The sequence below is a fragment of the Kribbella voronezhensis genome, from assembly GCF_004365175.1.
In the GTDB taxonomy this organism is placed as follows: Bacteria; Actinomycetota; Actinomycetes; order Propionibacteriales; family Kribbellaceae; genus Kribbella; species Kribbella voronezhensis.
The window spans coordinates 217,351-235,651 of the sequence record NZ_SOCE01000002.1; the positions used below are offsets into that span (position 1 = coordinate 217,351).

Consider the following 18,301-nt stretch of genomic DNA (forward strand, 5'->3'; position numbering starts at 1 on the left):
AGATCCCAGTGACCGATATTCCCGTACGACGCGGCGTCTCGCGGCGTTCCTTCCTCAGCGGCGCGGGTGTCGTCGGCGGCGTGCTGCTCAGCGGCCGGCTGCTGACCGCGAGCGCGGCACCCGGCCTGGCCACTTCCGCAACCGCGGTCCACCCGATGAAGCAGGTCCACCTGGCCGGCACCGACGGCTGGGTGGCGATGCCGGGCGACGCGCCGCCGGATCCGCCCTTCTTCCCCGACCCGCTGGCACCGAGCCCGTTCAACACCTACGTGTTCGGCTTCCGCGACGTGACCGGGATGGCCTCCAACCAGGTGGCCGCCCAACGGGGCAAGGCGCAGATCAGCGCGCCGATGATGGCCTTCGACGAAGAGGACGACATCTATCTCACGTTGACGAACCTCGGCCTGGCACAGCGGCCGGACCTGTTCGACGGGCACACGTTGCACTGGCACGGTTTCGTCAACGCGATCCCGTTGTTCGACGGCGTCCCGGAGTTGTCGCTGGCGGTGCCGATCGGCCGCGACCTGACCTACTTCTACCGGCCGCACGACGCCGGGACCTACATGTACCACTGCCATTTCGAGGACGTGGAACACGTTCAGATGGGGATGACCGGGATGGTGTTCGTCCGGCCGAAGCAGAACCGGACGCCGTTGCACCCCGGTGAGCGCTATGCCTACAACGACGGCGACGGCTCGACGGCGTACGACCGGGAGTTCGCCTTCATGCTGACCGAGCTCTGGTCGGCCGCGCACTACCGGGACGCACACATCCAGGTGAACGACTGGACCGACTACGACCCGAGCTTCTGGTTGCTGAACGGCCGGGCCTACCCGGACACGACCGCGGCCAACGGCGATCCGCTCAGTACGGCGGCAGGACGCCTGCAGTACCAGCCGATCTCGTCGCTGATCAGGTGCAACTCCGGCGACCGGGTGCTGCTGCGGATGTCGAACCTGGGTTACCAGAACCACGCGATGACCGTGGACAACCTGGACCTCACGGTGATCGCCAAGGACGCCAGCCTGCTGAAGGGGCGCGACGGCACCACGAACTACCTGACCACCAACATGGTCGAGGTCGGCCCCGGGGAGAGCCGCGACGCGATCTTCGTCGCGCCGGCACCGGGGGAGTACCTGCTCTACGACCGCAAGTACTCCTACCTCGACAACGGCGGCGGTCCCGGCTACGGCGGCATGATGACGAAGATCGTCGTCGGCGCCCCGGGCACCTATCCGGCACAGACCGCGGCGAACGCGTGACTGGGGTGATGATCCGATGAAACGACTCACGATCCGACGCCCGCTGGCACTCCTGTCGGCCGCGGCGGTGATCGGTGCCTCGGCGCTGGTCTGGTCGCAGGCAGCCGCCTCGGTGGCGATGTCGGAAGGGCTGCTGTGCGACACCGATTCGAACCAGACCTTCTCACTGACGGCCGAGGACGGCTACGTCTCCACGCCGGACGGCAACTCGATCTACATGTGGAGCTACGGCAACAGCAAGCGGAGCTTCCAGCTTCCCGGTGCCACGCTCTGCGTGGAGTCCGGGAAGCCGGTCACCGTGGTACTGCACAACAAGTTGCCAGAGGCAACCTCCATCGTGTTCCCCGGCCAGAAGTCGGTGAAGGCGAACGGCAACCCGGCGCAGCCGCAGTTCGATTCCGGCGGCTCGCTGACCTCCCTGGTCCAGCCGGCGGCCGCGAACGACGGCTCGGTCACCTACACCTTCACCGCCGGCAGCCCCGGCACCTACCTGTACGAGACCGGCACCGACGTCGACAAGCAGCTCCAGATGGGCTTGTACGGCGCGTTGGTGGTCCGGCCCGCCGGTCATCCCAACCAGGTTAACGACCGGGCCGACTCGGCCTTCACCGCCGGCAAGGAATACGTGTACCTGCTGTCCGAGATCGACCCCGACGTCCATCTCGCGGTGGAGCGCAACCAGCCGGTCAACTGGGCGGCCTCGACGGCGCGCTACTTCATGATCAACGGCCGCAGCATGCCGGACACCCTGGCGCCGAACAACGCCCCGTGGCTGCCTTCGCAGCCGTACGGCGCACTGGTCCACATCAAGCCGTACGACGCGGCGACGAACCCGCTGCCGGCGACCATCCGGTACCTCAACGCCGGCAGCGTGAACTATCCGTTCCATCCGCACGGAAGTGACGAGCGCGTCGTCAACAGGGACGGTCATTCCCTCCAGGGACCGGCCGGACAGGACCTGTCGTACCAGAAGTACGACCTCGACGTCGGCCCCGGCCAGACCGTCGACGTGCTGATGGACTGGCGTGACACCGAACACTGGAACGCGACCACCAACCCGATCCCGACCCAGATCCCGGCGATCACCGACCAGTTGCTGGTCGGTTCGGACACCTGGTTCTCCGAGAGCGGCTACCTGGGCACGAAGAACAGCGTGCCGGCGAACCTGACGCAGAACAACGAATGTGGCGAGTACTACCACATCGCGCACAGCCACGCGCTGGAACAAGCGACCAACTACGGGGCAGCCTTCGGCGGCATGATGACGGTCTTCCGCATCGACCCGCCCGCCGGTTGCGCGAGCCAGTGAGGGGCCCGACGATGACGATGCCGAAGAGATTCCGTGGCACGGCCACGGTCGTCGCGGTCGCCGCGCTCACCTGGGCGATGACCGGGCCGGCCGCGGGAACGACGCAGGTACAGCAGGCTGCCCGGCCCCAGCTCCGGCCGGCCGCCGCTTCTGTTGCCGTAGGCAAGCTCACTCCGAGCGGCTGCGCCTTCGCCGCCGGTACGGCCGCCTGCGACCTGTACGCGATGGCCGGTACGACGACCGTGCTGGGCAACCCGGTGCCGATCTGGGGATTCTCCCCGACCGGTGCCGCCGGCACAGCCAAGGCTCCTGGGCCGGTCCTGGTGGTTCATCAGGGCGACCAGGTCAGCGTGACCCTGCACAATCAGCTGGCGGGACAGAACGTGTCGCTGGCTTTCCCCGGCCAGCCGCTTCCCTCCGGTGGTGAGGACACCACCGGCATCGGCTCCGGCGACCGGACGTACACCTTCACGGCCGGTCGCGCCGGTACTTTCCTCTACGAGGCCGGGCACACGGCCAACGGAGCCCGCCAGGTCGCCATGGGCCTGGCCGGCGCGTTCATCGTGCTGCCGTCCGACGGCACCGCGTACGGCAGTCAGCCGGCCGGGTTCCCCGCGACGGCGTACGACGACGACGCCGTGCTCGTCCTGAGCGAGATCGACCCCGCGTTCAACGCGAACCCGAATGCCTTCGACCTGCGCGACTTCGCTCCGAAGTACCGGCTGATCAACGGCAAACCGTTCCCGGCGACCGATCCGGTGGCCACGGACCAGGGCCACAAGGTTCTGGTGCGCTACGTCAACGTGGGTGCGCAGACGCATCCGATGAACGTGCTGGGCGGCGAGCAGGTCGAGATCGCCCAGGGCGGTCATCCCGCGCACTACGCCACCACCGTCGCCGCGGAGAGCATCGACCCGGGGCAGACGCTGGACGCACTGGTCACCATGCCGACCGGTCCCGAGGCGAAGCTGGCGGTCTACGACTCGTCACGGCACCTGAACAACAACGGGCAGCACACGGCCGATCCGCTGCAGTCGGCGTTCGGTGGCATGCTGACCTTCCTGGACACGAGCGCGCCGCCGCCCAGCACAGACGGCGTCGGTCCCGTCTCGACGCACCTCAAGGTGACGCCCAACCCGTCCGACGGGAAGGCCGACGTGACGGTGACCGCCGATGTCAGCGACGCGACCACCGGGGGATCGACCGTCACCCAGGCGGAGTTCGTGATCGACGACGCCGTGGCGACCGGAGTGGGCTTCGGTACGCCGATGAGCCTGCCCGGCAGCGGTGTGAGCATCACCGGCGCCAGCGGCACGATCACCACGGCCGTGCTCGATGCGCTCGATGCCGGCCGGCACACCGTCTTCGTCCGGGCGCTGGACGCGGCCGGCAACTGGGGCGTCGTGGGCTCGGTCATCCTGAACCTGCCGAAGACCGGACCGCAGACGACGAACGGCTCGATCGCCGACGTCCCGTCGAACGGCGGCACCACGGTCAGCGTCTCTGCGACCGGCGACGACACCGATGCTGGTGGCGTGATCACCAACGCCGAATACTTCCTCGACACGGTGACCGCGGACGGATCCGGTACGCCGATGACGCTGAACCGCAGCGCCACGGTCGTGTCGGAGGACGCCGACCTTGCTCCCGCCGTGCTGGCGGGCCTGCCCGAAGGACTGCACCACGTCTTCGTGCACAGCAAGGACTCGCTGGGGCTGTGGGGTCCGCCGCTGGACATCGAGTTGCCGATCGACCTCACCGGTCCTGCCGTCGACGCGGCCGGCGTCGGACCCAACCCGACCAACGCGGTGCTCGCCGACAAGAGCCACCCGGGCAACCTGCTGATCTCGGCGCAGATCACCGACAAGGACGCGGGCGGCGCGGCACAGAGCCTGCTCACCGACGCCGAGGCGTTCCTCGATCCGGCACCGAACCCGGCCGGTGGCACCGGGCTGCAGTTGCTGCCGGTCGACGGCAAGCTGGACTCCAACGGCGAGGCCTTCTACGGGCTGATCCCCTTGACCCAGGTGAAAGCACTTGCCGACGGCACGCATCACGTCTACGTCCGTGGCCAGGACGCGGCCGGGAACTGGGGTCCGCTGTTCGCAGTGAACCTCGTCGTCGACAAGACGGCTCCGGTTCTGGGCGCCCTGACGGCGACGCCGAACCCGACCAACGGGGCGGACACGCTGACCCTGTCCGCGCCGGTCACCGACGCGTCGCTGATCGCGAAGGCGGAGTACTGGCTCGGTACGACGGATCCCGGCGTCGGCAAGGGCACCTCGGTGCCGGTGAGTGTGGTGGCCGGCAAGGTCCAGGTGACGATCCCGCTGGCGACAGTGCCGCCGGGCAACCAGGTCTTCAACCTGCGGGTGCAGGATCTGGCGGGCAACTGGAGCAAGCCGGTCGCTACGACGGTGTCGGTGCAACGGCCGAACCGGATCTTCTCCGATACGTTCGAGTCGGGCGGCTTCGGGTTCTGGAGCTCGAGCACGGGCGGAGTGGCCAACACCACCACCGCGGCGCTGCCGACCGCCATCGAGCCGGGCAGTGTCCGGGGCCTGCAGGTCACCCTGCCGGGCAACGGCTATCTGACCGACACGACACCGACGGCCGAGACGACGTACCACGCGAGGTTCGTGTTCAACCGGAACACGCTCACCTCGGGGACCAACGCGAACACGGCGCTGGCCTTGTTGCAGGGCCGGACCGCGGCAAGCGGTCAGGTCTACGCGTTGGAGTACCGGTTCAACGCCGGCTCCGCGCAGGTCCGGACGGTGTTCGACAGGAGTGGGGCGGGTGCCCTTACCGGCGCCTGGGTCACGTTGACAGCAGGGACGCACACCCTGCAGGTCGACTGGGTCTCCGGTCCGGCGACCGGAACCAACGCGGGATCGCTGCGGCTCCTGGTCGACGGGGTGAGCCGGTCGCTGCAGACCGGTAACACCAGCACGCTGCGGATCGAGACGGCCTGGCTGGGGGTGTCCGCCGGCCTGAGCAGCAGTTCGACCGGCCGGGCGTACTTCGACAGTTTCGCCTCGACCCGGTTCACGATGCCGTAGTCGACGAACAGCCGGGACCCTGGGCGCTCAGGGTCCCGGCGCTGTCCCTTGGGAGGGGGAGGACATGTTCGCTTCAGCAATCAGCAAGATCCGGAAGGTTCCCGGCCGATGGGCCCGGCGGATCGTCATCGTGGCGACCGTGCTGGTCGTCGGGCTGGCGGCCGGCGGTTATGCCATCGCCAAGGGCTCGTCGGGGAGTACCGAATTCCCGCAGAGCTCGGCCATCGAAGCGCAGTACGGCGTGCGGTTCAGCCGGATCGCCGTGGTCGGCGACGGCGGCCTGATCACGCTCACCTATGTCGTGCTGGACAGTGAGAAGGCCACCCGGTTCCAGTCCGACGTCCAGCATCCGCCGGAGCTTCGGAGTGAGAAGCGCGACGGCGGGACCAAGCGGGTGTCGGTGATGAAGCAAGGGCACACGTTGCGCGCGGGCCAGACCTACTACCTGGTCTACCAGAACACCAAGGGCGCCTTGCAGCACTCGGAGAAGGCGACCGTCCTGGTCGGGTCGCTGAGCCTGCAGCACGCGCCGGTGTTGTGATGCACAGGCGCCGGATCGCGCTGGTGGCCTTCCTGATCGCGTTGCTGGCGATCTGTTCGCCACAGACTGCCAGCGCGCATGCGTTCCTCACCTCGAGCAGTCCGGCGGACGGCAGCTCCCTGGCGGCCGCGCCTCGTCAGCTGCGGCTGGACTTCAGCGAGACGGTGGTCCTGGCCGCGACGCAACTCGACCTCGTGAGCGAGGACGGGCGGCGTTATCCGGTGTCCGGGCTGCGGATCGAGGGTGAAGGTGGCGAGGAACCGGCGCGGTTGCTGGCCACCCTGCCGGTCCTGCCGAAGGGCGCTTACCGGCTGTCCTGGCAGACGTTGTCGGCGGACGACCTGCATCGGACCGCCGGCGTACTCGTCTTCGGTGTCGGCCGTCAGGTCGACTCGGCCGGCCTCATCGAACCGAAGCCGGCCGCAGGTGAGTCCGGGCTGCGCTGGCTGGTCTTCCTCTCCTTGGCTTTCAGCTTGGGTGGTGCGCTGCTGAGCCGGTTGCTCACCAGACCGGCCGGACCGACAGCCCCCGACTGGCTGCACCTGGCGCGCCGCAGCCAGCTGGCCGGTGCGGTCGGAGGACTGCTGGGAAGCCTTCTCCTGCTGGAATTCCAGCTCCGTGGTGGCGCGAGCACGAGCCTTCTGGCCGGCCAGTACGGCGTTCGGTGGGGACTGCGGGAGGCAGGATTCGGCCTGCTGCTGGCGGCCTCCGTGCTGGGTGTGTCGCGGATCCGGACGTCGGCTCTGGTCCTGGGCGCAGTCCTGGTCGGTTGCGGTGCAGCTCTGCTCGGTCACTCCGGTGCGAGTTCGCCGCCGTCGTACACCAGAGTCGTTGCCGATACCCTTCACCTGCTGGCGGCCTCGGCCTGGGCCGGCGCGCTGGTGATCGTCCTCGTCTACGTCACGGCCGCCACCCGGCACCGGCACAAGTTGCCAGCAGCAATGACCGTACTGCGTGCCTTCGGGCTACCGGCCGCGCTCTGCATCAGTGTGGTGATCAGTACCGGCATCTACTTGAGCAGCGGCGTGATCGGTTCGGTGGACGCAGCCCTGGCCACCTGGTACGGCCGGACGCTCCTGCTCAAGGTCGGCGTGGTCGCGGTGATCGGAGTACTCGGTGTGGTCAACCACCGGCGGCTGCGGCGTACGGCGTCGCTTCGGCGCGGAACCATCCTGGCAGAGGCAGCCCTGGCCGTCGCGGTACTGGGGCTGTCCGGGCTGATCACCAGCGGCCAGCCTGCACTGGAGCCACAGCTGGTCCGGGACCCGGCGGCCGTGGCAGTGCCGCTGCAGGATGCACGCGTCGCAGATCTGCAGCAGACGTTGGCGGTCCGCCCGAACGCACCGGGCCGCAATCTGGTGATGGTCGAGGTCTTCGACACCAGGCGCCCGGCACCGGCGCCCGTCCGCACCGTGACGATAGGGCTGGTCGATGCGGACGGCACCACCCAGCCGCCGGTGGCTGCGCAACGACTCCCGGACGGCCGATGGTCGGCTCCCGTCGTCCTGGCCGGCAGCGGTTCGGCGCACGTCGTGGTCTCGGTCCAGCGGACCGGTCTGCCGGCAGCCGTCCACACCTACCGGTGGGTGGTGTCAGGGGACCCAGCGACCGCCCGGACCGAGCTCGTGTCCACCAGACCACTACGCAACTGGCTGTTGCTGCTGTGGTTGGCGGTCACGATCGTGATCGGTGCCGGCTGGTGGATCTTCGGGGTGTCCAGGATCGGCGCCGGTTCCGAGACGGCACGCGAACTGGTGGAAGCGCCCGGAGGAGCTGAGGACGAAGCGGTGTTGCAACGGGCCGGAACGGTCAGTCGATGACCAGTTGGTCGCCGGACGGCAGCGTGATCTCGAACAGGGCGCCGCCCAGCGGGCTGACGCCCGCGGTGACCTGACCGCCGTGCGCCTGGGCGACTGCCTGGGCCATCGGGAGGCCGAGTCCGCTGCCCATCGATCCGCTCGGTGGACGTCGGTGCCAGAACCGTTCGAACACATGCGGCAGGTCCTCGGCCGCGATCCCTGGTCCGGAGTCCCCGATCCCGATCACGAACCGCCCCGGTTCGGCCCGGCAGGACAGCTGGATCCGGTCGCCCGGACCGGTGAAGTGGGCCGCGTTCTCGATGACCGCGTCGATCGCCAGCTCGAGCCACTCGGGGTCGATCGCGGCGGGCATCACCGGGAGCGGATCGAGCTCGAGGACCCGATCGGCACTGCTGCGCCAGTTCCGGACGATTTCTTCCAGGAAGTGGGCGAGGTCGAGCCGCTGCGGCCGGACAGCGCTGCCGGAGTCCAGTCTGGCCAGCGCGAGCAACCGGTTGGACAAGGCGGTCATCCGATCCAGCTGGCGCAGGGCGATCGCCAGGTCCTCGCGGGCGACCGGATCGGTGCGGCCCGCGTCGAGCAGTTCGAGATGACCGCGCGCGATCGTCACCGGCGTACGGATCGCGTGCGAGGCGTCCCGGAAGAATTCACGTTCGCGGAGCAGCGCGGCCCGTCGCTGCTCGGCCATCACCTCCACCTCGCGCTGGGCGGCGACCCGTCGGCGGGCGTGCCAGACCATCGCCAGGAACAGCAACGGCATCAGCGGGATCTCTGCCCACTCCGCTCGGTTGCTCCCGTCGGCGAGCTGATGAGCGACCAGGATCCAGCCGGTCAGCCCGGTGATCAGCAAGGTGACGATCAGGGTCTGCCCGAGCGGCCAGACGCGGAAGCCGTAGACCAGGGTCAGGCCGAGGAACAGCAGGTGGTACGGCACGACCTCGCGCTCGACCATCGCGTTCATCGCCAGGAGCATGGCGATCGCGAAGATCGCCAGCACCACGTCCGTCAGCCGGTTGTCCCGCAATCCCTGGCGTAGCCGCTCCCACCGGCCGAACGGCCCGGTGAGCCCGCGGTCAGGCGCTCTGAAGCTGATAGCCGACATTGCGCACTGTCTGGATCACGTCCCGGCGAAGCTTGGCACGCAGCCGGCCGACGTACACATCGACCACGTTGGTCGCCGGGTCGAAGTCGTAGCCCCACACCGCCGACAGCAGTTCGCTGCGTGAGCAGACGGCGTCCGGATTGCGCATGAAATGCTGCATCAGCAGGAACTCCCGCTCGGACAAGGTCGTCTCGCGTCCGTCGACCCGCAGGCGGCGGGCCCGGATGTCCAGCGCGATCCGGCCGACCTGCAGGACGAAACCACCGGTGCTGTCGCCGGGGTTCTGCAGTCGCGACCGCACCCGGGCGAGCAGTTCGCGGATCGCGAACGGTTTGGCCAGGAAGTCGACCGCACCCCGTTCGAGGCAGTCGATCCGGGCCTCGATGTCGGCGGCGGCCGAGAGCACCAGCACCCGGGCGCCGGGTCTGGTCGCCAGTACGCCGGCCAGCACGGCCTGACCGTCCACGCCCGGCATCCGCAGGTCGAGCACCGTCATGTCCGGCTCCTCGGTGAGCGCCAGCAGCAAGCCCTGCGCTCCTTCGGTTGCCGTCAGCACCTGATAGCCGTCGGCCTCCAGCGCCCGACGGACGAAACGGACCAGATCCGGCTCGTCGTCGACAACAAGAATCTTCGTCATCCAGCCCCCTCAGAACCGGCTTCCGCCGGATCCGCCCGCCCCGATCCCCATTTTTCCAACCCCTAGGTCATTGTGGCTCTCCGTGACTCCAGGCGGAAGGGGGGTCGGCTCACTTTCCTTTCAGATGTGCAGCGTCGATAGCCGCCTGTAACGATCCCCGATAGCCGTCCGATGTGTACGTCGCGCCGGAGACCGTGTCGACGTGCGCGCTCTGGGCCGCGACGGTTTCGCGCTGCAGCAGCGGGATGGCGTAGCTGTTGATCGCCCGGTCCCGGCCGCCGGAGGAGGGGTAGTCGATCGCGGTCGCGGTGACGATCCGTCCGTTGCGGATCGTCAGCCGCACCTGCACAGGGCCGTATCTGGTCGGCACCGAGGTGCCGTTCACCACGGTGCTCCCCGTGGCCGTTCCGGGCGCCGTACGGACAACGCCTGGTGGTACCGCCGACGAGGTTGTCCCGCTCTTGGAGTTCGTGCTGGTCGGATAGAGGAACAGCAGGCCCAGCACAGCCGCGCTACCGCCCAGAACCACAAGGTTCCGGCGGGTGCGGCTGATCGGTGCGGGTCTCACAGCGCCCCCGCTTGGTGTGCCGAGTCGAGTGCCGCCTGGAGCGAGGTCTTGTATCCCGCGGAGGTGTACGTCGCGCCGGACACCGTGTCGATCCGCCCGTTCTGGGCCTGCATCACTTCCTGGTTCAGTTGCGGAACCGCCTGGCGGTTGATGCTGTCGGTCTGGCTGTCGCCTTGCGGTCTGACCGGAGCCTTGGCAGTCACGATTCGGCCGGCCCTGATCCGCAACTCCACCTGCACCGGCCCGTACGGCGTATCGACCAGCGTGCCGGTGAACGTCAACCGGGCCGGCGTCGCCGGTGACGTGGTTCGCGGAGCAGCCGGCGGGTGGCTGGTCCGCGAACCAGTGGGTGGCCGGCTGGTTCGCGAACCAGTGGGTGGCCGGCTGGTTCGCGAGCCAGTGGGTGTTCTGCCGGGAACCGGCGTGGTCCGGCTGGGCAGTACCGAGGCGGTGTTCTGGTCCTCGGCCGGCTTCGCGCTCGCCCGTAGTCCGAGGCCGACGACCGCCAGGCTGATCGCCGACATCGCAAGGGTGGCGCCGCGTCTCATCCGATCCTCCGCTTGATCACCAGGTGAACCGTTCTTGATGGAGCTGGTCCGGCGGCAGGCCCGCCTGCAGAGCCGCGTCTGCCACTGCGTCCATCCACGGATCAGGCCCGCAGACGAAGACGTCGTACGACGAAAGGTTCGGGACCAGGGCCTCCAGGGCGGCGCTGTCGTCCCACTCGGCTGCTTCCTGCGGCAACCACGAGTTCCGGTCGGCGATGCGACGTCCGAGCAGGTAGTGGACGGTGATGCCGCGTTGCCGGGCAAGGTCCTCGAGTTCCTCGCGGAACACCAGATCGGGCGCACTGCGGGCCCGGTAGACCAAGACGGCGTCGCCAGGGGAGTAGGGCAGATCCTCCAGCAGCGCTCGCAGTGGCGTGATACCGATGCCGCAGGCAAGCATCGCGACGCGGCGGCCGATCCGGCGTTCACCCGTGAGCCGTCCGTACGGGCCTTCGATCAGGACCTTGGTCCCCGGCCGGAGCCCGGCCAGCCGGCTGCTGCCGTCGCCGGCGTCCTTGGCGGTGATGCGCAGCCGGTTGTGCCGCGGCTGGGCCGACAGCGAGTAGGGGTTGCCGCGGGACCAACCGGGTCCGTCGAGGAAGCGGAAGACGAGGAATTGACCAGCCTGCACGCCGAGGCGGTGCAGACCGCGGCCGGCCAGTTCGACGCTGACGACATCAGCGCTCTCCCGGACGACCGAGATCACGGTGATCCCGTGCCGCAGGGTGCGCCAGATCGGCAGACCGACCCGGTAGAAGACGATCGCACCGGCAGCGACGGCGTACGCGGACCACCAGTAGACCTGCGCGAGCCGCGAGGTGGAGAAGTCCTGGCCGGTCCAGATCTCGTGCGGGATCGACAACGCGACACCGACGTAGGCATAGAGATGCAGCAGGTGCCACGACTCGTACCGCAGCGCTCGCCGCGCCAGCCGCACCGAGGTGACAACCACCAGCGTCAGCGCGATCGTGGCTGCCACGGCCAGCAGCATCCCGCCGTACGTCGTGACGACGGTCCAGGTCTCCCGGAGCAGGCTGCTGTGATCGCGGAGGGTGTAGCCGACCGTGATGAGGACGATGTGGGCCAGCAGCAGGTTGAAGGAGTAGAAACCGACGAGCCGGTGTCGCCGGGCCAACTCGTCCTGCCCGTAGCTGCGTTCGATCATCGGCACCCGGGCCATCAGGAACACCTGGACGAGCAGGAGATCCGCCGCGACGAGTCCGGTCAGCCGGCCCGTCGAGATGAGCAGATCGGCCGGGCCGGCGGCGAGCAGTTGCAGGCCGCGACCGGACAACCACAGCAGGACGACGACCAGGGCGCTGCCCCAGCAGCTGATGGCCACCGCGTCGCGCCACCAGGCCGGCGTACGGCGTGGACGCAGTCTGACGTGCGAGGACCAGGTCGGTCGGGTGGTCCTCAGGGTGGTCATCGAGCGGCTCCGGCGTCTTGGTGACTGGTGATGACGACGATGCCCCGGGAATCTTAGGGGTTCCTTGGAGGCGGCTGCCCTTCGTCGCCCGGCAACGGCAGGGAGAGTTCGAAGGTCGCGCCGACTGCGCTGTCCACGAGGCGCAGTTGGCCGCCATGGCGATTCGCGACGTCATGGCTGAGCGCAAGTCCCAGACCGTAGTGGGTGCGACCGGCCCGTTGGCCGCCGGAGTGGAACCGCCGCAGTACGTGCTGGGCTGCTTCCGGCGCGATGCCGGGGCCGGTGTCGCTGACCGCGATCACCGCGGTTCGCCGGTCCCTGCGCAGGTTGATCCGCACCTGGCCACCGGGTGGCGTGTGATCGACAGCGTTGTCCACGAGGGACAACACGGCTCGGCGCAAAGCCGCTGAAGATCCCGAGACCCACGAGGGCGGAGCGTCGGTGTCGAAGGTCAACTCGACGCCACGGTCCGCGGCATGAGCGCGCGCACTCTCGGTCACTCCCTGCACGAGCATGCCGAGGTCGACCGGTTCGCGTTCCTGTTCGCCCCGTGGATCGGCAGCTGCCAGGAGATCCTCGACCACCTCGCCGAGGCGCTGCGTGTCGAGCACGACCCCGCGGGAGTCGTCCTTGGTCTGCGCGCCGAGATCCCCGGCCTGAACAGCCTGGTCGAGCAATTGGGCCCGTGTGCTCAGCAACGTCAGCGGCGTCCGGAGCTCATGACCGGCATCCGCGATGAAAGCCCGCTGCAGGGTCAGAGCCTGCGCCAGCGGGCGCACCGCGCGCCGCCCCAGCGACACACCCAGCAGTACGGCGAACAGCAGTCCGATCGCCGACGCCAGGCCCATCGCCTTCAGCAGTCTGGCGCGCTCCTGGTGGGCCGAGGTGAGGTCGAGCACGACCTGGATGATCCGGTTGCCACGGCGCAGGGTAGCGACCCGGAAGCTGTCGTCGTCGCTGCTCTCGTGCAGATTCGTCAGTACTGCTTGAGGTTTCGCCCTGGCCCGAAGCTTGGTCAGCTCAGGACCGAGTTCCTCGGGGAGGCCGGGGGAGGAGCTGACGACCCCGCGCTCGACCATCACCAGCCAGGCGCCCGGCGGCGGATCGCCGACATCGTCCGCTGTGCGTGCAGTGGAGCGCAACAGATTGTCCGCCGACGCGGACTGGCCGCGGACGACCACGACGGTCACCAGCAGCACCAGCAGCAGCATCGCCGCCGCGACGAGCCCGGCAGCCTGTGCCGCCAGCCGGCGGGAGGCTGCACGGACCAAGACCTCGTCGCCGATCGGCCTGCTGCGGTTCACGAGATCCGGCCCAGCCGATAGCCGAGTCCACGCACGGTACTGATGACACCGTGGCCGAGCTTCTTGCGGCAGTAGTGCACATAGGTGTCGACGACGGTCTCGGATTCGGCGTCGTCGAACACCCGGTCGAGCAGGTCCGACCGGCTGAAGACCACTTCCGGCCGGGCCGCGAGCAGACCGAGCAGGGCCGCTTCGCGTTCGGACAACTCGACCTCGTCGCCGCGGGTTCGCCGTACGGTCCGGCTCGCCAGGTCGAGCGAGCCGCCAGGCACCGGCAACGTATGGGCCCGGTCCGGATGCCGGCGCAGCAGGGCGCGGAGACGGGCGAGCAACTCGCTGATCTCGAAGGGTTTGGCGAGGTAGTCCTCGGCTCCCGCGTCCAGGCCGTCCACGCGGTCCTGCGTCGTACCTCGTGCGGACAGCACCAGCATCGGGGTCGTCACGCCCTGGCCGCGCAGCCGGGAGATCAGGTCGAGTCCGTCGATCGCCGGCAGGCCGCGATCCAGGACCATCACCTCGAACGACCGGGTCAGCGCGAGATGCAGGCCCCGCTGACCATCGGAGGCGATGCTGACCTGGTAGCCCTCGCCGGCCAGAACCCGCTGGAGCAAGGCCGCCAGGTCCTGGTCGTCCTCGACGAGCAGCAGCCGGGTCATCGGGGCCATCCTTCGGTCGTCAGCAAGCTCGAGTCCGCGGCCACAGCCAGCCCGTGGTACCGGTCGGTGTGTTCAACGACCTCGAGACTGCCGGCGACGAAGGCCGCGGTGGCCAGCACATCGGCAGTCTCCAGCGAGGGTCCGATCACGCTGACCGACAGCCAGTCACTCGCCGTCGGCCGGCCTGTTCTCGGGTCGTACAGATGGGCGCCACGTGCGGCCGTTCCGCTGGTCGCGACGGCTCCGGACAGGCAGCGCACCGACGTACTCAGTCCCGCCGGGTCCAGTGGGTCCTGGATGCCTACGACGAACGGTTCCCCGCTCGGACAGCTGACCACCACGTCGCCGCCGGCGTTGAGACACCAGTCGAGGTCACCGACCGCGCTGAGCAGCCGGGCCGCACGCTCGGTGGCCCACCCCTTGACCAGGCCGGACGGATCCCAGGTGCCGTCCGGTCTGGTGGCATCGAAGAGGCCGCCGGTCAGCTCGGCGGCGCGCAGACAGCGAGTGGCCACTTCGCGAACCAGCGGCGTTGCCTCACTCCAGGCGAGCTCACCGCGGCCGAGCCTGCTGACCTCACTGTCGTCGCGGTACGGCGAGAAGACGCGGTCGACCTCACGGAGTTCGGCATACACCGCATGCACCGCGTCGTCGGCAGCCGCCGAACCTGCCGTCACACCACGAGCGAGCACGCTGACGGGCAATCCCATCACCTGCTCGACCCAGCTCCGCCTACCCACTACGGGAACCCCACGCGCCCAGTCTGACTCATTGTTGCTGAAGACAAGCTGAGACGGGTCCGAAGCAGGCCACGGCAAGAACTGAGACCTCGGCGAAGGGGGCCGATGGCCCGCTCTGGTCGTCCTCTGACAGGCGCGGGCGTTCGCCGCCCGCCCAGTGGCCGACCGTCCCTCCAGGAGGGGCCGTTCGGGAGCGTCTTCAGGGTCTCTTGGCACTGCAGCTGCTGCACGTACCGCCGCGACGATTGAGGCAACAACCAGTCACACTCGGAGAAGGAAGCCATCATGTCGACCACCGGCCATCGGCCCACCACCACTCGCGACGACTCGGTTGTCGCCCGTACCAGCACCCGGCCGTCGTGGAGTGGTACCGCGGCGAGCCGTGCGCTCGCAGTACTGCGGATCGTCTACGGCCTCACGTTCTTGTGGGCCTTCGTGGACAAGGTTTTCGGGTTCGGCTACGCCACCAAGTCCGGCAAGGGCTGGATCGACGGCGGCGACCCGACCGCGGGATTCCTCGGCAAAGGCGCCAAAGGCCCGTTCGAGAGCTTCTACCACTCGCTGGTCGGAGACTTCTGGGTCAGCCCGCTGTTCATGATCGCCCTGGCCGGTATCGGCCTGGCCCTCACCCTCGGCATCGGCATGCGCATCGCCGCCGTGTCCGGAACCATCCTCTACGTGATGATGTGGAGCGCCGTCCTGCCTCCGGAGAACAACCCGGTCCTCGACGACCACATCGTCGGCGCCATCACGCTGATCGCTCTCGCGCTGGTTGCCGCTGGCAACGTGTGGGGCTTCGGCAAGCAGTGGGCGCGGCTCCCGATCGTCGAGCGCTACCCCTGGCTGCGGTAATCAACCGCGAACCGTCCGGCCGCGGTCACCTGAAGAGGGTGACCGCGGCCGACTGCCGTCTGCCCGGACAAGCCGGGTTGTGCCATCAGTCCCTTCGATATGGGCCGGGTGGCCCTGCGGGGTCTGGGGGGTCGCCGAGCATGCTGGACACAGCCAAGAGGAGGCAGTGGGATGAGTAGCTGGACACGGACGGGGCCGGTTGTGGTGGAGGTCGACGGCAGCGCTGATGGGCTGCGGGTTGTCGGGTATGCCGGTGAGGTGGCTGTTCGTGCTGGAGTTGAGTTGGTGCTGGTCGCGGCGTATCACGGCTATTCGTCGTACTCGGCGATGGTGCCGGTCTATGCCCCGCAGGTCCCGGCGGTAGCGGCGGAGGAGATGTTGGCGGAGGCGGTCGGGTTCGTGCGGCGGCAGTTCGGTGAGGAGTTGAAGGTCAGCACGGTGGCGCGGGAGGGTTCGCGGTTGAAGGTGCTGCAGCGGGCGGCGCGTGATGCGCGGGTTGTGGTGGTTGCGCGTGAGCACGCCAGTGGCCCGGCCGGCATCGTGTCCGCGCAGGGCAACCTGGCGGTGGCCGGACGTGCCGGGTGTCCGGTGATCGTGGTGGCGCCTGGCTGGCGGCCGGCCACGGCGGAATACGGCGTGGTGGTCGGTATCGACGGTACGCCGTTGTCGCTGGAGGCGGTCGAGTTCGCGTTCCGGACTGCCGCGGATCGGGGCCGTGAGCTGACGGTGGTGCACTCCCATCATGTTCCGTACCGCCGGCTTGCTGCGGATGACGGTACGTGGCAGGAGCGGGCCGCGTTGACGGTTTCGGAGACGCTGGCGGGCTGGGATGAGGAGTATCCGCAGGTCAAGGTGACCAGGCTGCTGACCACGCGTCCTGTTGTCGCCACGCTGGCGCGGGAAAGTCAGCACGCTGATCTGGTCGTGGTCGGCGCTCACACCGGTCCGTTGCCGATCGGGGACCCGGTCGCCCGCCGCACGATCGCGGAAATGACCTGCCCGGTCGCCATCGTCGCCCACCACGTCACATCGGCCGAACGCGACCGTCGACGCCGCGAAATCCCTGCCCCCTCCGACATCATCGCCACTACCTACTGAGAGCCCGCCCGATCGCCGGCGGAAGGCTTGAGTCCGTCCATCAGAAGGTTGAGCAGCCGAGTCGCCATCGCTTTGTGCTCGGATGTGCCGGCCACGGTGAAGATGCCGATGAGAGCGGCGGCGATGTCTTCGGCGGGGACGTCGGCGCGCAGTTCGCCGCTCGTCCGGCCGGCTTCGAGGATGTCCTCAATGGCTCCGAGCAACTCGGTCCGGGTGTGGTCATGGGCCCACTGCGGCCATGGACCTGCACGGGACCGACACGGCGCAAGCGGCGCGCGAACTCGCGTGCCTGACGAGCGCATCACCACCATTGCCGCCCAGGTCGACGGGATCACGCCGGCGAACGGCGCCAACGCAGCCCCGGGCGCCATCGAGGAGATCGCCGCCCTGGTTGCCGCGGGCCGACTCCGGGTGCCGATCGCGGCACGCTTCCCGGTCGAGCAGATCCGTACTGCGGTCGAGCTCCAGGCGGCTCGGCACGTTCAGGGGAAGGTCGTCGTCGATCTCCAGAAATCTCAGCAATCCCAGGCGCTGCGGTCGGTTGGGTCTGTTCACCGGCCGGTCAGCTTGGCTACGGCCGGCGCGAGTGTGTCGGCGAAGTCGGCGCCGATGACGAAGTAGGAGAAGCCGATCTCCTCGCGACGTCGCTCGATTTCTTCGGCGGCTGCCACCGGGTCACTCGGCAGGATGATCAGCGAGTCGGCCGCGCGAAGCGCCGCGGTGTCGAGACCGGGCCCGGCCATGAACGGAGCAACACCGTCACCGACGGCGGCGACATGCTGGGCGAGTTCGATGTCCCGGTCGCCAGGAAAGTCCCGGACCCGCTTCGTGGTTTCGGCCCGGTCATCGTCCGACTGGAGGACGAACGTGACCGCGTCGGCGACTTCCAGTGCCAGCGCCTGCGACTTCGGCCCGCTCACCGCCATCACCACCGGGGTGTGCAGATCGGGGCCGTCGAACTCGCGCAGGGCGGTCACGGTGTCGCGCATCCTGGCACGACGCTCGGCGTGGGAGACGGCAGGCAGCCCCAGTTCGACCTCGATCCCGGGCCGGCCGGCGCCGATGCCCATCTCGAAGCGGCCTTCGGTGAGGATCGACAGCGAGTGAGCCTCCCACGCTGTACTCCGTGGGTCGCGCAGCGCGGCGGCATAGACCCACGAGCCGACCCGCAGGTCAGTGAGCGCGGCCGCGGTCGCCAAGGTGGGAGCAAGTGCCGGCTGCCAAGTAGGAACGTCGGGCATCAGCAATGTCGAGTAGCCGCTGTCGGCGATGCGGCGCACGCGGTCTCGCCACGTCCGCAGGTCAGAAGTGATCGGCGCGACGACGCCGAATCGGAAGGGCCTGGTCACTCGCTCGGCCTGGTCGTTCATCGT

At 68.8% G+C, this 18,301-nt stretch carries 18 protein-coding genes; 8 read left to right on the plus strand and 10 right to left on the minus strand.

The genetic code is table 11. The features are described from left to right. The first annotated feature begins 8 nt into the window (after positions 1 to 8). The 5 genes from EV138_RS28445 to EV138_RS28465 all read left to right on the plus strand — a co-directional run bounded on the left by EV138_RS28445 (position 9) and on the right by EV138_RS28465 (position 7,994). Complete coding sequence (locus tag EV138_RS28445; RefSeq protein WP_133982449.1) at positions 9 to 1,262, plus strand: multicopper oxidase domain-containing protein; 1,254 nt, start codon at positions 9 to 11, stop codon at positions 1,260 to 1,262. 16 nt (positions 1,263 to 1,278) lie between these two features. Further along, positions 1,279 to 2,571, plus strand: a complete 1,293-nt coding sequence (locus EV138_RS28450; protein WP_133982451.1) for a multicopper oxidase domain-containing protein — start codon at positions 1,279 to 1,281, stop codon at positions 2,569 to 2,571. A gap of 11 nt (positions 2,572 to 2,582) precedes the next feature. Then, entirely contained in the window at positions 2,583 to 5,633 is a 3,051-nt protein-coding gene (locus tag EV138_RS28455; RefSeq protein ID WP_166678779.1) for a multicopper oxidase domain-containing protein, read from the plus strand. A gap of 64 nt (positions 5,634 to 5,697) precedes the next feature. Next, positions 5,698 to 6,174, plus strand: coding sequence for a hypothetical protein (locus tag EV138_RS28460; protein WP_133982455.1), 477 nt, complete (start codon positions 5,698 to 5,700; stop codon positions 6,172 to 6,174). Continuing rightward, a complete protein-coding gene (locus EV138_RS28465) occupies positions 6,174 to 7,994 on the plus strand; it encodes a copper resistance CopC/CopD family protein (protein ID WP_133982457.1) in 1,821 nt (606 codons plus the stop codon). The genes EV138_RS28460 and EV138_RS28465 overlap by 1 nt, the downstream gene beginning before the upstream one ends. Here EV138_RS28465 and EV138_RS28470 read toward each other — a convergent pair. The 8 genes from EV138_RS28470 to EV138_RS28505 form a co-directional block, all read right to left on the minus strand. Then, positions 7,984 to 9,096, minus strand: coding sequence for a sensor histidine kinase (locus EV138_RS28470; protein WP_133982459.1), 1,113 nt, complete (start codon positions 9,094 to 9,096; stop codon positions 7,984 to 7,986). The genes EV138_RS28465 and EV138_RS28470 overlap by 11 nt on opposite strands. Next, positions 9,068 to 9,733 carry a response regulator transcription factor gene (locus EV138_RS28475; RefSeq protein ID WP_133982462.1) on the minus strand — a complete coding sequence of 222 codons (666 nt, stop codon included), beginning with the start codon at positions 9,731 to 9,733 and terminating at the stop codon, positions 9,068 to 9,070. Before EV138_RS28475 ends, EV138_RS28470 begins: the two co-directional genes overlap by 29 nt. A 109-nt stretch (positions 9,734 to 9,842) precedes the next feature. Next, positions 9,843 to 10,301, minus strand: a complete 459-nt coding sequence (locus EV138_RS38285) for an FMN-binding protein (protein WP_238158480.1) — start codon at positions 10,299 to 10,301, stop codon at positions 9,843 to 9,845. After that, positions 10,298 to 10,849, minus strand: coding sequence for an FMN-binding protein (locus EV138_RS28485; protein WP_133982464.1), 552 nt, complete (start codon positions 10,847 to 10,849; stop codon positions 10,298 to 10,300). The genes EV138_RS38285 and EV138_RS28485 overlap by 4 nt, the downstream gene beginning before the upstream one ends. Positions 10,850 to 10,865: 16 nt before the next feature. After that, on the minus strand, positions 10,866 to 12,278 hold the full coding sequence (locus EV138_RS28490) for a ferredoxin reductase family protein (protein WP_133982466.1): 1,413 nt from the start codon (positions 12,276 to 12,278) through the stop codon (positions 10,866 to 10,868). A gap of 53 nt (positions 12,279 to 12,331) precedes the next feature. Then, positions 12,332 to 13,582: a sensor histidine kinase gene (locus EV138_RS28495; RefSeq protein ID WP_133982467.1), complete on the minus strand. Its 1,251-nt coding sequence runs from the start codon at positions 13,580 to 13,582 to the stop codon at positions 12,332 to 12,334. Continuing rightward, positions 13,579 to 14,238 carry a response regulator transcription factor gene (locus EV138_RS28500; RefSeq protein WP_238158481.1) on the minus strand — a complete coding sequence of 220 codons (660 nt, stop codon included), beginning with the start codon at positions 14,236 to 14,238 and terminating at the stop codon, positions 13,579 to 13,581. The genes EV138_RS28495 and EV138_RS28500 overlap by 4 nt, the downstream gene beginning before the upstream one ends. Continuing rightward, entirely contained in the window at positions 14,235 to 14,978 is a 744-nt protein-coding gene (locus tag EV138_RS28505; RefSeq protein ID WP_202866982.1) for an FAD:protein FMN transferase, read from the minus strand. Before EV138_RS28505 ends, EV138_RS28500 begins: the two co-directional genes overlap by 4 nt. A gap of 285 nt (positions 14,979 to 15,263) precedes the next feature. On the opposite strand from EV138_RS28505, the gene EV138_RS28510 reads away from it, so the two are divergent. Together EV138_RS28510 and EV138_RS28515 are read left to right on the plus strand one after the other, a co-directional pair. After that, positions 15,264 to 15,830 carry a hypothetical protein gene (locus EV138_RS28510; RefSeq protein WP_133982469.1) on the plus strand — a complete coding sequence of 189 codons (567 nt, stop codon included), beginning with the start codon at positions 15,264 to 15,266 and terminating at the stop codon, positions 15,828 to 15,830. Between the two features lie 171 nt (positions 15,831 to 16,001). Then, positions 16,002 to 16,928: a universal stress protein gene (locus EV138_RS28515; protein ID WP_166678780.1), complete on the plus strand. Its 927-nt coding sequence runs from the start codon at positions 16,002 to 16,004 to the stop codon at positions 16,926 to 16,928. Here the strand turns inward: EV138_RS28515 and EV138_RS38705 are convergent. Beyond that, positions 16,922 to 17,299, minus strand: a complete 378-nt coding sequence (locus EV138_RS38705) for an SbtR family transcriptional regulator (RefSeq protein ID WP_439649017.1) — start codon at positions 17,297 to 17,299, stop codon at positions 16,922 to 16,924. The genes EV138_RS28515 and EV138_RS38705 overlap by 7 nt on opposite strands. On the opposite strand from EV138_RS38705, the gene EV138_RS28525 reads away from it, so the two are divergent. Next, a complete protein-coding gene (locus EV138_RS28525) occupies positions 17,214 to 17,549 on the plus strand; it encodes a zinc-binding dehydrogenase (RefSeq protein WP_238158482.1) in 336 nt (111 codons plus the stop codon). The two genes, EV138_RS38705 and EV138_RS28525, sit on opposite strands and share 86 nt — an antisense overlap. On the opposite strand, the gene EV138_RS28530 is transcribed toward EV138_RS28525, so the two are convergent. After that, on the minus strand, positions 17,480 to 18,298 hold the full coding sequence (locus tag EV138_RS28530) for an LLM class flavin-dependent oxidoreductase (protein WP_133982472.1): 819 nt from the start codon (positions 18,296 to 18,298) through the stop codon (positions 17,480 to 17,482). The genes EV138_RS28525 and EV138_RS28530 overlap by 70 nt on opposite strands. Positions 18,299 to 18,301 lie beyond the last annotated feature (3 nt).